13 protein-coding genes are annotated in these 13,353 nt (G+C 62.3%); 7 read left to right on the plus strand and 6 right to left on the minus strand.

Features of this window, described 5'->3' with window-relative positions; genetic code table 11:
• Positions 1–76 precede the first annotated feature (76 nt).
• From P3T23_RS28425 to P3T23_RS28445, 5 genes are all read right to left on the minus strand, one after another.
• Entirely contained in the window at positions 77–1,021 is a 945-nt protein-coding gene (locus tag P3T23_RS28425; RefSeq protein ID WP_429319419.1) for a UDP-2,3-diacylglucosamine diphosphatase, read from the minus strand.
• Between the two features lie 163 nt (positions 1,022–1,184).
• Positions 1,185–1,703, minus strand: a complete 519-nt coding sequence (locus P3T23_RS28430) for an RDD family protein (protein WP_429319420.1) — start codon at positions 1,701–1,703, stop codon at positions 1,185–1,187.
• Positions 1,704–1,730: 27 nt separating this feature from the next.
• A complete protein-coding gene (locus P3T23_RS28435; protein WP_429319421.1) occupies positions 1,731–2,480 on the minus strand; it encodes a DUF3106 domain-containing protein in 750 nt (249 codons plus the stop codon).
• 15 nt (positions 2,481–2,495) lie between these two features.
• On the minus strand, positions 2,496–2,933 hold the full coding sequence (locus P3T23_RS28440) for a DUF3619 family protein (protein ID WP_133663935.1): 438 nt from the start codon (positions 2,931–2,933) through the stop codon (positions 2,496–2,498).
• On the minus strand, positions 2,930–3,493 hold the full coding sequence (locus tag P3T23_RS28445; protein ID WP_133663934.1) for an RNA polymerase sigma factor: 564 nt from the start codon (positions 3,491–3,493) through the stop codon (positions 2,930–2,932). Before P3T23_RS28445 ends, P3T23_RS28440 begins: the two co-directional genes overlap by 4 nt.
• Positions 3,494–3,835: 342 nt before the next feature.
• Between P3T23_RS28445 and P3T23_RS28450 the strand changes: the two genes are divergently transcribed.
• The 6 genes from P3T23_RS28450 (at position 3,836) to P3T23_RS28475 (ending at position 10,860) form a co-directional block, all read left to right on the plus strand.
• Positions 3,836–5,599, plus strand: a complete 1,764-nt coding sequence (locus P3T23_RS28450; RefSeq protein ID WP_429319422.1) for an acetolactate synthase 3 catalytic subunit — start codon at positions 3,836–3,838, stop codon at positions 5,597–5,599.
• Between the two features lie 111 nt (positions 5,600–5,710).
• Positions 5,711–6,202, plus strand: coding sequence for an acetolactate synthase small subunit (ilvN, locus tag P3T23_RS28455; RefSeq protein WP_074301882.1), 492 nt, complete (start codon positions 5,711–5,713; stop codon positions 6,200–6,202).
• Positions 6,203–6,312: 110 nt separating this feature from the next.
• A complete protein-coding gene (gene ilvC / locus P3T23_RS28460; protein WP_429319423.1) occupies positions 6,313–7,329 on the plus strand; it encodes a ketol-acid reductoisomerase in 1,017 nt (338 codons plus the stop codon).
• Positions 7,330–7,470: 141 nt separating this feature from the next.
• The gene (locus P3T23_RS28465; RefSeq protein ID WP_429319424.1) at positions 7,471–8,109 is read left to right on the plus strand and encodes a phosphatidylserine decarboxylase; all 639 of its coding nucleotides are present in this window, start codon (positions 7,471–7,473) and stop codon (positions 8,107–8,109) included.
• 20 nt (positions 8,110–8,129) lie between these two features.
• Entirely contained in the window at positions 8,130–8,996 is an 867-nt protein-coding gene (pssA, locus tag P3T23_RS28470; RefSeq protein WP_133663930.1) for a CDP-diacylglycerol--serine O-phosphatidyltransferase, read from the plus strand.
• Positions 8,997–9,315: 319 nt separating this feature from the next.
• Positions 9,316–10,860, plus strand: coding sequence for a 2-isopropylmalate synthase (locus tag P3T23_RS28475; protein WP_429319425.1), 1,545 nt, complete (start codon positions 9,316–9,318; stop codon positions 10,858–10,860).
• A gap of 475 nt (positions 10,861–11,335) precedes the next feature.
• On the opposite strand, the gene P3T23_RS28480 is transcribed toward P3T23_RS28475, so the two are convergent.
• On the minus strand, positions 11,336–11,887 hold the full coding sequence (locus tag P3T23_RS28480; RefSeq protein ID WP_429319426.1) for a hypothetical protein: 552 nt from the start codon (positions 11,885–11,887) through the stop codon (positions 11,336–11,338).
• A 242-nt stretch (positions 11,888–12,129) separates the two neighbouring features.
• Between P3T23_RS28480 and P3T23_RS28485 the strand changes: the two genes are divergently transcribed.
• A complete protein-coding gene (locus P3T23_RS28485; RefSeq protein ID WP_429319471.1) occupies positions 12,130–13,350 on the plus strand; it encodes a branched-chain amino acid ABC transporter substrate-binding protein in 1,221 nt (406 codons plus the stop codon).
• The last annotated feature ends 3 nt before the right edge of the window (positions 13,351–13,353 follow it).

The following is a 13,353-nucleotide window of genomic DNA, read 5'->3' on the forward strand; positions in this document are numbered from 1 at the left end:
GTGAAGTGAAGGATTGACGCGGTACAGCGGTTCCGTTACTGACGATACCGCCTTGTAGCTTGAACTGGAAGCAGACTCAGGCCGCAGTCGCCTGGGCTTTCTGCGCGCCCACCGGCGGCGCGCGCATCACGGTCCAGTAAATCACCTTGAGTTCGCCCTCGAAGGTTTCGACGAGCGCCGAAAGGCTTTCGACCCAGTCGCCGTCGTTGCAATACAGTACGCCGTCGATGTCGCGGATCTCGGCCTTGTGGATGTGTCCGCAGACCACGCCGTCACAGCCGCGGCGGCGTGCCTCGTCGGTCATCACGTGCTCGAACTTCGAGATGAAGTTCACGGCGTTTTTCACCTGATGCTTCAGGTATTGCGACAGCGACCAGTACTGGAAGCCGAGCCGGTTGCGGACACGGTTGAACCAGCGGTTCAGGAGCAGGATCAGCGTGTACAGCGAGTCGCCGAGATAGGCGAGCCACTTCGCGTGCTGGATCACGCCGTCGAACAGGTCGCCATGGGTGATCCACAGGCGCTTGCCGGCGAGCGTCGTGTGGAACGCTTCGCCACGCACGTGGATGTCGCCGAAGGCGAGGTCGCAAAACTGGCGCGCCGCCTCGTCGTGATTGCCGGGGATATACACGACCTGGGTGCCTTTACGCGCCTTGCGCAGGATCTTCTGCACGACGTCGTTGTGCGCCTGCGGCCAGTACCAGCCTTTTCTCAGTTGCCAGCCGTCGATGATGTCGCCGACGAGATACAGGTATTCCGATTCGTTGTGCCGCAGAAAGTCGAGCAGATACGGCGCCTGGCAGCCGCTTGAGCCGAGATGGATGTCCGAGAGCCAGATCGTCCGGTAGCGATGCTGGCCGGCGTCGTCATCGTCGTGATGACCCGTGGCTGTCATCGGTGTCGACGGAGATTGGGACAGCGGCAGCGGACTGCCGGGAGCGGCACCAGGTCGAAAAGCGACGGGGTCGACGCCTGGGCCTGTCTGGCGGAAGAAGGAAGTCGCGGACGTCTTTGGGTCCATGGCTGACGCGTCGGGTTGCGGTACGTGCATTCCGCCATCGACGCGTGACTGTGCCGTGACAGTCACAAGAACTTCTTATTACGCGCTTAGGTGAGAGCGTTGCTTCTCAGCAGCTTTGCGAGGGGGCAAGGCCTGGCCTGCGCCATTTCAGATGGTTAGCGGCTTACTTCAATTCGATAATACGCGTGCCGGCAAGCCGGTCATGCAGGAACTGACGGTTCGTGCCGAAGCTGCCGGTCGCCGCCCACAGCGCGAACCAGGCGGCGCTCGCGACGAGCGTCCGCGGCACAGAGAGGCCCAGCAGCGGATGCAAGGCGAGCGGCGGCAGGAACCACAGCCACGCCAGCGCGTAGCGTGCGATCGCGCGTGGCACGGACACCGGCGCGCCGTCGACGCCGACAAGACGGAGCCGCCAGGTTTTCATCGGCAGTGTCTGTCCGCCGTGCGTCCAGAACCAGACGAAATACACACCGACGACGAGCCCGATCCACGCCGCAAGAATGTTGTGATGCGTGAGGCCGTTGCGTTGCTGGGTCAGGGTGCTGAACAGATACCCTGCAAAGAATACGATGCCGAACAGGATCACGCCTTCGTAGACCATGGTCGCAAGCCGTCGGCGGACGGTCGGCGCGGGTGCCGCGTTATCCGGACACAGGTCGGCGGTGGCGAGGGGGCTGGACACGGCTTGGCGGTGAGTTCGGAGAAAAGGTCAGGAGCCGTGGTAGAGCGACGGCGCGTCGGACGGCGAAACGGGCAGCGGAGTCGCGGGAACGACGCTGCTGGCGGCCGGGACGGCCGGCATCGCAGCGGGCAGCGACGCTCCCGGTACGGACGCCGGCAGATGGTTTGCCGCCCCTGCGCCGCTGGCGCCACGGGCATTGACGAGCCGGTCGATGTCCTTGACTTCGGTCTTGCCCGACGGCGGCGCGCTGACGACGGTCGGCCGGCGCTTGCGTTCGCTGGCGGCGAGCCGTTCCTTCTGCTCTTCCGACAACTCCTGATAGGCCTTCCAGGCGTTCTGGCGCGCCTCGCGCGGCAACTCCTTCGAGACCTGGTAGTTCTCGCGGGCGACGCGGCGCTGCTCGGGGGTCATGCGCACCCATTCGCTCATCTGCTCGTGCAGCCTTTTTTGGGCTTCAGGCGTCATCTTCGGGTAACGCTGCGCGATCCTGATCCATTTTCGCTTGCGTGCGTCGCTAAAGGCGTCCCATTCACTGGCGAACGGCGCGAGCGCCACGCGTTCGGCGGGCGAGAGGCGGGCCCATGAATGAGGGCTGTCACTGGGCAAGCCAGGGATCTCGACGTTCAATGACGGCGCAGCCGCCTTCGCGGGCGCCCCGGCAACAGGCGCCGAGGCCGCGACTGGCTTTGGGTAAAAACGGGGCCATGTCGCGGCAAAGGACACAAGGGCCGCGATTGCGCATCCGAAAACAACGGCAAGGCCGCGCTTGTAACTCACCCGATCGATCCTCGCTCAGTGCGCGCGTGACAGATACGCGTTGAAGCCGTGATCGAGATACGCGTTGAGCGGCAGGTCATCGCTCAGCATGGCGGCGTCAATATCGGCGAGTTCGGCGGTGCGCTGCTGGTCTTCCCAGTAAGCAACCGCCACGAGGCTTACGACAAGCGCGGCGAGCGGCCACGCCAGCGCGAAGCGGCGCAGCGGCGAGCGGCGGCGCTGCGGCGTTTCCAGCATCGGCACGTTGACGGACATTCCCGCGCCGGCAGCCGCGAAGACAGGCGCGAACACCGGCGCCGAAACCGCTTCGGGTTTCTTGCGGGCGAGGGCGGCACGGCGCGCCACGGCGAGTCGATCGATGGTGGCGGAGGGAATGCTGGCAGTATTTTCATCGAGCGCACGGCGCAACTGCCGCGCAAACTCGAGTTCTTTAGTATCGAGAGCGGAGCTCATAGCGTAATTCCTTTAGCCTTGAGCGCTTGCGCCAGCGTATGGGTAGCCCGCGAACAGTGTGTCTTCACACTTCCTTCGGAGCAGCCCATGGCAGCCGCAGTCTCGGCGACATCCATATCTTCCCAGTAACGCATGAGAAACGCCTCCCGTTGACGTGCCGGTAATTTCTGGATCTCTTCGTCGATCAGCTGCAGTACCTGTTCACGCTCGAGCCTTTGTTCGCTGCTCTCGGCGCCCGCCGATCCCTGTTCGGCTTCGAACGTTTCCAGCGGGTCGAATTCGTCATCTTCTGAATTACCCAGCGACGAAAACAGGCTGACCCACGTATTGCGCACCTTCTGCCGACGAAAGTAGTCGTGCATCGTATTCTGAAGAATACGCTGAAACAAAAGCGGCAGCTCGGCCGAAGGGCGATCGCCATATTTTTCGGCGAGCTTGATCATCGCGTCCTGCACGATGTCGAGCGCGGCGTCGTCGTCCCGCACGGCGTAGACCGTCTGCTTGAACGCGCGCCTTTCGACGCCCGCCAGAAAATCGGCGAGTTCCTTGTCTGATGCCATCCGTTGGGGTCGGCGCAGCGAGCGTGCGCGTAATCGGTCGAAAAATGTCGTAAAACTCGCGGATGCTAACAAATTTTTGCGCCGGCCAGGGAAAAGAGCGACCGAGTCCACGCGGTAAAAGCTGCCCTGGCGTACTCCGTTCATGTCGCATCGCGGAAATATCTGCTTGACCGCGCGCACGACAGCAGATATCGTCGACGGTTCGCAACATAAGTGACTTGTCTCAATTGAGGTGTGGCCCAAGAAGCTCACCTGTCAACTGGACGCGCCGCTTGAACCCGAGCCACAAGCCCGGCAGAGAGCACCCGATCAATTTTTTGCCGAAAATTCGAAAGGTGAACGATGAATATGCCCAGCGCGGAATTCTCCACGTCGGATACGACTTCCCATCCCGAAACTGACTCTATCGGCGCCACCGTGCTCATGAAGGCACTGGCCGACGAAGACGTCGAGTTTATCTGGGGCTATCCCGGCGGCTCGGTACTCTACATCTACGACGAGCTGTACAAGCAGGACAAATTCCAGCACGTCCTCGTGCGCCACGAGCAGGCCGCGGTTCACGCCGCCGACGCCTACGCGCGCTCGACCGGCAAGGTCGGCGTCTGCCTCGTGACTTCCGGCCCCGGCGTCACCAATGCGGTCACCGGTATCGCCACCGCCTACATGGATTCGATTCCGATGGTGGTGATCAGCGGCCAGGTGCCGACTGCCGCGATTGGCCAGGATGCGTTCCAGGAGTGCGATACGGTCGGCATCACGCGTCCCTGCGTGAAGCACAACTTCCTCGTGAAGGACGTGCGCGATCTCGCCGCTACCGTCAAGAAAGCCTTTTACATCGCCCGTACCGGCCGTCCAGGCCCGGTGCTGATCGACATTCCGAAAGACGTGTCGAAGGCGCCGTGCCATTACGAGCCGCTGAAAAGCGTGTCGCTGCGCTCGTACAATCCGGTGACCAAGGGCCACTCCGGTCAGATCCGCAAGGCGGTTGCGCTGCTGCTGTCGGCGAAGCGCCCTTATATCTATACCGGCGGCGGCATCATCCTCGCTGACGCGTCGCGCGAACTGAACCAGTTTGCCGATCTGCTCGGCTATCCCGTCACCAACACGCTGATGGGGTTGGGCGGCTACCGCGCAAGCGACAAAAAATTCCTCGGCATGCTCGGCATGCACGGCACGTACGAAGCCAACATGGCGATGCAGCACTGCGATGTGCTGATCGCGATCGGCGCGCGTTTCGACGACCGTGTGATCGGCGACCCGGCGCACTTCGCCTCGCGGCCGCGCAAGATCATCCACATCGACATCGATCCGTCGTCCATTTCCAAGCGCGTGAAGGTCGACATTCCGATCGTCGGCGATGTGAAGGAAGTGCTGAAGGAGCTGATCGAACAGTTGCAGACGGCCGAACATGGCCCGGACACCGCGGCGCTCGCCGACTGGTGGAAGGACATCGAGGCGTGGCGCTCGAAAGACTGCCTCAAGTTCGATCGCAAGAGCGACATCATCAAGCCGCAGTATGTGGTCGAGAAGGCGTGGGAACTGACCGACGGCAATGCCTTCGTCTGTTCCGACGTCGGCCAGCACCAGATGTGGGCTGCGCAGTTCTATCGCTTCAACAAGCCGCGTCGCTGGATCAATTCCGGTGGTCTCGGCACGATGGGTTTCGGCCTGCCGGCAGCGATGGGCGTGAAGATGGCGCACCCGGATGACGACGTGCTCTGCATCACGGGCGAAGGCTCGATCCAGATGTGCATCCAGGAGCTGTCGACGTGCAAGCAGTACGACACGCCAATCAAGATCATTTCGCTCAACAACCGCTATCTGGGCATGGTGCGGCAGTGGCAGCAGATCGAATACAGCAAGCGCTATTCGCATTCGTACATGGATGCGCTGCCGGATTTCGTGAAGCTCGCTGAAGCATACGGGCACGTCGGCATGCGCATCGAAAAGACTGCGGATGTCGAGCCGGCGCTCAAGGAAGCGCTGCGCCTGAAGGATCGCACGGTGTTTCTCGATTTCCAGACCGATCCGACCGAAAACGTCTGGCCGATGGTTCAGGCCGGCAAAGGCATCACGGAGATGCTCCTCGGTTCGGAAGATCTATAACGACGGTTTGTGCGCCGGCCACGCTGCGCGCGCCTTCACGAAAGGCGCCAACGGGCGAAGCCGCGCGAAACCGGATCGCATACATCGACACACATCTGGAAGAAGCGAAACATGAGACATATTATTTCCGTCCTGCTGGAAAACGAACCGGGCGCGCTGTCGCGCGTGGTCGGTCTTTTTTCCGCGCGCGGCTACAACATTGAAACCTTGACGGTGGCCCCGACCGAAGACCATTCGCTGTCGCGCATGACCATCGTTTCCATTGGCTCGGACGACGTGATCGAACAGATCACGAAGCATCTGAACCGCCTGATCGAGGTGGTGAAAGTGGTCGACCTTACCGAGGGCGCCCACATCGAGCGCGAGCTGATGTTGATCAAGGTAAGGGCGGTCGGCAAGGAACGTGAGGAGATGAAGCGGATGTCGGATATTTTCCGCGGCCGCATCATCGACGTCACCGAAAAGACCTACACGATCGAACTGACAGGCGCGAGCGACAAGCTCGATGCCTTCATCGAAGGGCTCGACGCTACCGCGATTCTCGAAACGGTCCGCACGGGCAGCTCGGGGATCGGTCGCGGCGAACGCATTCTGAAGGTGTAGGTCGCGTTTGCCCCAGTATCGGTCGAAGCCGGGTGCGCACTGTGCAAGCCCGGCATGCAGCACACAATAAGTAGTACCTGAATCTCCCTGAATTTTGCCAAGGAACGAACATGAAAGTTTTCTACGACAAGGACGCCGACCTCTCCCTCATCAAAGGCAAGCAGGTCACCATCATCGGCTACGGCTCGCAAGGCCATGCACACGCGCTGAACCTGAAGGAAAGCGGCGTGAACGTGACGGTGGGTCTGCGCAAGGGTGGCGCATCGTGGAGCAAGGCTGAGAACGCCGGCCTGAAGGTCAAGGAAGTGGCCGAAGCCGTGAAGGGTGCAGACGTCGTCATGATGCTGCTGCCGGACGAGCAGATCGCCGAAGTCTACAAGAACGAAGTGCACGCCAACGCCAAGGAAGGCGCAGCGCTTGCATTCGCGCACGGCTTCAACGTGCACTACGGCCAGGTCATCCCGCGTTCCGACCTCGACGTGATCATGATCGCGCCGAAGGCGCCGGGCCACACGGTGCGCAACACCTACCAGAACGGCGGCGGCGTGCCGCACCTGATCGCGGTTGCCCAGGACAAGTCGGGCGCAGCACGCGACATCGCGCTGTCGTACGCAGCGGCAAACGGTGGCGGCCGTGCCGGCATCATCGAAACGAACTTCCGCGAAGAAACCGAAACCGACCTGTTCGGCGAACAGGCCGTGCTGTGCGGCGGTACGGTCGACCTGATCAAGGCTGGCTTCGAGACGCTGGTTGAAGCGGGCTACGCGCCGGAAATGGCGTACTTCGAGTGCCTGCACGAACTGAAGCTGATCGTCGACCTGATCTACGAAGGCGGCATCGCGAACATGAACTACTCGATCTCGAACAATGCCGAGTACGGCGAGTACGTGACGGGCCCGCGCATCATCACCGACGAAACGAAGAAGGTGATGAAGGAAGTCCTCAAGGACATCCAGACGGGCGAGTACGCAAAGAGCTTCATCATCGAAAACCGCGCTGGCGCGCCGACGCTGCAATCGCGTCGCCGCATCACGGCTGAACACCAGATCGAACAGGTCGGTTCGAAGCTGCGCGCGATGATGCCGTGGATCGCGAAGAACAAGCTGGTCGACCAGTCGAAGAACTAAGCCAGCGTTGCTTCTGTCCGGTTTCTGGACTCGCGGCGATTGCGAGTCTGCTTACCGGATATTCCCAAAAGCCGTCCAGGTGTGCTGAACCCTGGGCGGCTTTTGCTATCCTACGGTTTTACAAAAATACAGAAGCCATCCATGAATTACCCTCATCCGATCATCGCGCGCGAAGGCTGGCCATTTATCGCCATCGCGGCCGTCGTTGCGTTGTTGATCCATGCCGTCGCGGGGTTCGGCTTTGCGTGGCCTTTCTGGCTGCTGCTTGTCTTCATCGTGCAGTTCTTCCGCGATCCGGCGCGGCCGATCCCGACGCAGGCGAATGCCGTGCTGTGTCCGGCCGATGGCCGCATCGTTGCCGTCGAGACGGCTCATGATCCGTACGCCAACCGGGAAGCGCTGAAGATCAGCGTGTTCATGAATGTGTTCAACGTCCACTCGCAACGCTCGCCGGTGGATGGTGCGATTTCGAAGGTCGAGTATTTTCCGGGCGCGTACCTGAACGCGGCGGTCGATAAAGCCTCGCTCGAAAACGAGCGCAACGCGGTGGTGATCGAAATGGCCGGTGGCCAGACGGTGACGTCGGTGCAGATCGCGGGTCTGATTGCGCGACGGATTCTCTGCTATGTTCGCTCCGGCGAGCCGCTTACGCGCGGCCAGCGCTACGGCTTCATTCGCTTCGGTTCGCGTGTCGACGTCTATCTGCCGGTGGGCAGCCGTCCGCGCGTGTCGATCGGCGAGAAAGTATCGGCCTCGTCGACCATTCTTGCTGAACTATAAAGCGGCACAAGGAGGTTTCGATGGCCGCATTCAAACCGCGTCGACCCCGTAGCGCCGGCCCGCAGCCGCGGCCGTTCCGCCGCAACAAGCCGGTGCAGGAACCAGCGGTGGTCGACAGCCGCCGTGCCGCGCGTCAGCAGTTTCTGAGAAAGCGCGGCATTTACCTGCTGCCGAACGCCTTCACCACCGCGGCGCTCTTCTGTGGTTTCTTTGCCGTCGTGCAGGCGATGAACGTACGCTTCGAAGTGGCGGCGATCGCGATCTTCGTCGCGATGGTGCTGGACGGCATGGACGGCCGCGTTGCGCGTATGACCCACACACAGAGCGCGTTCGGCGAGCAGTTCGACAGCCTGTCGGACATGGTGTCGTTCGGCGTCGCGCCGGCGCTCGTGATGTACGAGTGGATTCTGAAGGACCTTGGGCGCTGGGGCTGGCTCGCGGCGTTCGTCTACTGCTCGGGCGCGGCGCTGCGGCTCGCGCGCTTCAATACGAACATCGGTGTCGTCGACAAGCGCTTTTTCCAGGGCATGCCGAGCCCGGCGGCGGCCGCGCTGATCGCCGGTTTCGTGTGGCTCGCCACCGACAATCGCGTGCCGCTCAAACTCGTCTGGCTGCCGTGGGTCGCATTCGTGCTGACGATCTATGCGGGCGTGACGATGGTCTCGAACGCGCCGTTTTACAGCGGTAAGGCGCTCGACGTGCGGCATCGCGTGCCGTTCGCGGCCATTCTGCTGGTGGTGGTCGCGTTTGTGCTGGTGTCGTCCGATCCGCCGTTGATGCTGTTTGGCCTGTTTGTGCTGTATGGCCTGTCGGGCTACGTGTTCTGGGGCTATCAGGCGATGCGGGGCAGGGGCAATCCGGCCCGCTCGTCGCAGCGTGACCACTGACGCACCGGCGCGCTGCGTAAGCGAAAACGGCGGCCCTCGGGCTGCCGTTTTCGTCTGTGCCACGGGATTGCCGCTAATTGCGCGTTTTCCGGAATGCCGCTATAGTCGCTGGCATGGTTATTTTCAAGTTCCCCCTCCTGTCTCTTCAAGCCGGTGCGCCCCTACGTGCACTAGCGCTAGCGCGCCTGCCGCGCTGATCGTTTTCGCCTCCCGTCTGCCTCGTCTGTTGTTGAGCGTCGCCAGCGGTGGCGCAAACACCTGAATTCCGTTTTCGCATCTCCATCATCCCCAATTTGACTGAATCCCCCGGAGACCTGACATGGCAGACAAGCTGATCATTTTCGACACGACCTTGCGCGACGGCGAACAATCGCCCGGTGCGTCGATGACGAAGGAAGAAAAAATCCGTATCGCGAAGCAGCTCGAACGGATGAAGGTGGACGTGATCGAGGCCGGCTTCGCCGCCAGTTCGAACGGCGACTTCGATTCGATCCAGACGATCGCGTCGATGATCAAGGGGAGCACGATCTGCTCGCTCGCCCGTGCGAACGACAAGGATATCCAGCGCGCCGCCGATGCGTTGAAGCCCGCTGAGCGCTTCCGTATCCATACGTTCATCGCGACGTCGCCGCTGCATATGGAAAAGAAGCTGCGCATGACGCCCGATCAGGTGTTCGAGCAGGCGAAGCTCGCCGTGCGCTTCGCGCGCAAGTTCACTGACGACGTCGAGTTCTCCCCGGAGGACGGCAGCCGCTCGGACATGGACTTCCTGTGCCGCGTGCTGGAAGCCGTCATCGCCGAAGGTGCGACCACGATCAACATCGCCGATACGGTCGGCTATGGCGTGCCGGAACTGTACGGCCAGCTGGTCAAGACGCTGCGTGAGCGCATTCCGAATTCGCACAAGGCCGTGTTCTCCGTGCACTGCCACAACGACCTCGGCATGGCGGTGGCGAACTCCCTGGCGGGCGTGAAGATCGGTGGCGCGCGTCAGGTCGAGTGCACGATCAACGGTCTCGGTGAGCGCGCGGGCAATACGTCGCTCGAAGAAATCGTGATGGCTGTGAAGACCCGCAAGGACTACTTCGGCCTCGAACTCGGCATCGACACGACGCAGATCGTGCCTGCTTCGAAGCTCGTGTCGCAGATCACCGGTTTCGTCGTGCAGCCGAACAAGGCCGTGGTCGGCGCGAATGCGTTTGCGCACGCGTCGGGCATTCACCAGGACGGCGTGCTGAAGGCGCGCGACACCTACGAAATCATGCGCGCCGAAGATGTGGGCTGGAGCGCGAACAAGATCGTGCTCGGCAAGCTGTCTGGCCGCAATGCGTTCAAGCAGCGTCTGCAGGTACTCGGCATCGCACTCGACAGCGAAGGCGAACTGAACACCGCGTTCGCGCGCTTCAAGGAACTGGCCGACCGCAAGGCTGAAATCTTCGACGAGGACATCATCGCGATCGTCACCGAGGAGTCGGCGGAAGCGCAGGAGAGGGAGCATTACAAGTTCGTGTCGCTGTCACAGCACTCGGAAACTGGCGAGCAGCCGCACGCGAAGGTAGTGTTTACGGTCGAAGGCAAGGAAGTGACCGGAGAAGCACACGGTAACGGCCCGGTCGATGCCACGCTGAACGCGATCGAAACCGAAGTGGGTAGCGGTTCGGAACTGCTGCTGTACTCGGTGAACGCGATCACGACCGGCACGCAGGCGCAAGGCGAAGTGACGGTGCGTCTGTCGAAGAGCGGCCGTATCGTGAACGGTGTCGGCACCGATCCTGATATCGTCGCGGCTTCCGCGAAGGCCTATATTTCGGCGCTCAACAAGCTCTTTTCGAACGCGGACAAAGTGAACCCGCAGCGTTCGTGATATCCATACAGGGCACCGATCGCGCCGCTGCGTGATCCAGACCGAAACCCCGTGCTTCACAAGAGCACGGGGTTTCGTGCATTTGAAGCGTGTGTGCCGCGTTTGCCGATTCGATCCGTTCGGGCGCCGGGAAATCGGGTTCCCGCACCGGTCCCCCTTGTTCCGGCGGGGGTACGGCCCGTGTGGTACTTGCGGTTACCGAAATCGCGCGGTATGGGGCAATTCAATCTTTGCTACTCAGGCTGTGCCGCGAACCGTTTCTGGCTGCGCTGCCGAGGTGTTGTCGGACGTAGTGGGCTCTTCGCCGGGATAGCCGAACGCCAGTACCTTGATGCGCCCGTCGCCTACCCTCAAAACGCGCACCGCATATTGGTGCACGCTCGCGCGGTCCACGAAACAAACGCGCCCCCGGCAGGCGAAACGCACAGAAAAACGCCGCCTGAAGAGGCGGCGGGCGGGCGCGACGCGGCGTCGTCTAGAAGAAATTGCTCCGGCGGTCCGGATCATGCAGCGGGTCGGGCGTCTTTTGTGTCAACCGCAGGATTCCCTGATTGTCGAAGTAGAAGCTGTACATCAGATACCAGACATTATCTTCCTGATACCGGTAGGTCCAGACCTCGCGCTTCATCAGCGGAAAGTACGATGTTTCCACCGGCCGGCCGAAGTTGACCAGCACATCCTCGCGGGTCCACTTGCCGATCTCCGCGCGATAGAACTCGTTCGGCTGCAACACCTGGCGGACGCTCACGATCTTGCCGGAGGCGTCGATGTCGGCGGCCGTGGTCGTTTCCCCCATCGGCTGGGTTGGCCACATCAGGCGCTTGCCGCCATTCGGCAGATCATAGGTTTCGCGCGGCGCGCCGAGGTGGCTGATGATCGTGGACTGGTCCTCGCCCGGTTGAAATTGCTGCCACGGCTGGGCGCAGCCGGCCAGCACCAGCGCGCCCAGGCAGGCGAGCGCGGTGCGGCGCAGGCCTGCGCGCGGCCGGGCGGTCGCGGCGAGCCCGGATGAGAGGCGGTTAAGCATGAATTCCTCCAATGGCTTTGCTAGCTTTTAGCGGCGGTTTTTATCATGGAGCCACGTTATTTTGACATGCGGCGGGGCAAAAGATTTGCGCGCAGGAAGCGCCCGGCTTCTTTTGCTCCCTCGTTCGGGCTTGCTCCGCAACGCCCGGGCGTCCTATGATCCGCGCTTCGAGCGATTCAACCGGAGCAGCGATGGCAGGGATTTGGGTACGGGCGGCGATGGCCGTGCTGGCGGCGTCGTCGATGGCCGCGCCGGTCACGGCGGCATACGCGGGCGGCGAGCCAGTGCAGCTTGCGCTGATCGAAGGCATGTCGGGGCCGTTCGCCAACGCGGGCGCGGCAGTGGAGCGCAATCTGCGGCTCGGGGTCGAGCGGGTCAACGCGGCGGGCGGCGTGAAGCTTGGGGATGGCGCGCATCCGCTGGAACTCGTCGTGCTGGATAGCAAGGGTAGCGCCGAGGAGGCCTTGATTCAGCTACGCGCAGCAGCGGACCGGCACATCGGCTACATCCTCCAGGGCAACAGTTCGGCGGTCGCAGCGGCACTGCTCGCGGCCATCGAGAAACAGAACGCGCGCGAGCCCGATAACCGCGAACTGTTCCTCAATTACTCCGCAGACGATCCCGCACTGACCAACGAGAACTGCAGCTTCTGGCATTTTCGCTTCGATGCGCACGCCGGCATGCGCATGGACGCACTTGCCGATGTCATCCAGCGCGACAGGTCGGTGAAAAAGGTCTATCTGCTGAACCAGGACTACAGCTTCGGGCATGACGTCAGCACGCTGGCGCGCGCGGCGCTGGCGTCGAAGCGGCCGGACATCGCGGTAGTCGGCGACGAATTTCATCCGATCGGCCGTGTGAAGGATTTCGCTCCGTACATCGCAAAGATCCGCGCGAGCGGGGCGGATGCGGTTGTGACCGGTAATTGGGGCAACGATCTCACGCTGCTGGTGAAGGCTGCACGCGAGCAGGGGCTCGACACGAAGTTCTACACGTTCTACGGCAATAGCCTCGGTGCGCCGGCTGCGCTCGGCGACGCAGGCGTCGGCCGGGTGCTCGCCGTGGCCGACTGGCATCCGAACGCCGGCGGCGCGGCGTCGGACGCGTGGTACAAGGCGTTTCGCGCCCGTTTCCCGTCCGCCGCCGACGATTACCCCGTCCTGCGCATGGAATTGATGGTGGAGATGCTCGCGGCAGCGATGAATCGCGCGGGGAACGCGCAGCCAGCCGCTGTCGCAAAGGCGCTCGAGGGCATGAAGTTCGACAACGGCTTCCATTCCTCGTGGATGCGCGCCGACGATCATCAGCTGATCCAGCCCCTTTACGTCATGCAGATGGACCAGGCCGGCACGCCTGGCGTGCGCTTCGATAACGAGGGTTCGGGCTACGGGTTCCGTACCGTGCTGGCGCTGCCGCCGGAGGGTACCGCGACGCCGACGGTTTGCCGTATGAAACGCCCTTGATTG

The sequence above is a fragment of the Paraburkholderia sp. GAS448 genome, from assembly GCF_050435685.1.
Classification (GTDB): Bacteria; Pseudomonadota; Gammaproteobacteria; order Burkholderiales; family Burkholderiaceae; genus Paraburkholderia.

Coding starts and splice junctions, on each gene's coding strand:
- P3T23_RS28425 (WP_429319419.1), bottom strand. CDS start 1,021: ATGGACCCAAAGACGTCCGCGACTTCCTTCTTCCGCCAGACAGGCCCA.
- P3T23_RS28440 (WP_133663935.1), bottom strand. CDS start 2,933: ATGAGCTCCGCTCTCGATACTAAAGAACTCGAGTTTGCGCGGCAGTTG.
- P3T23_RS28445 (WP_133663934.1), bottom strand. CDS start 3,493: ATGGCATCAGACAAGGAACTCGCCGATTTTCTGGCGGGCGTCGAAAGG.
- P3T23_RS28450 (WP_429319422.1), top strand. CDS start 3,836: ATGAATATGCCCAGCGCGGAATTCTCCACGTCGGATACGACTTCCCAT.
- ilvN (WP_074301882.1), top strand. CDS start 5,711: ATGAGACATATTATTTCCGTCCTGCTGGAAAACGAACCGGGCGCGCTG.
- ilvC (WP_429319423.1), top strand. CDS start 6,313: ATGAAAGTTTTCTACGACAAGGACGCCGACCTCTCCCTCATCAAAGGC.
- P3T23_RS28465 (WP_429319424.1), top strand. CDS start 7,471: ATGAATTACCCTCATCCGATCATCGCGCGCGAAGGCTGGCCATTTATC.
- pssA (WP_133663930.1), top strand. CDS start 8,130: ATGGCCGCATTCAAACCGCGTCGACCCCGTAGCGCCGGCCCGCAGCCG.
- P3T23_RS28475 (WP_429319425.1), top strand. CDS start 9,316: ATGGCAGACAAGCTGATCATTTTCGACACGACCTTGCGCGACGGCGAA.
- P3T23_RS28480 (WP_429319426.1), bottom strand. CDS start 11,887: ATGCTTAACCGCCTCTCATCCGGGCTCGCCGCGACCGCCCGGCCGCGC.
- P3T23_RS28485 (WP_429319471.1), top strand. CDS start 12,130: ATGGCCGCGCCGGTCACGGCGGCATACGCGGGCGGCGAGCCAGTGCAG.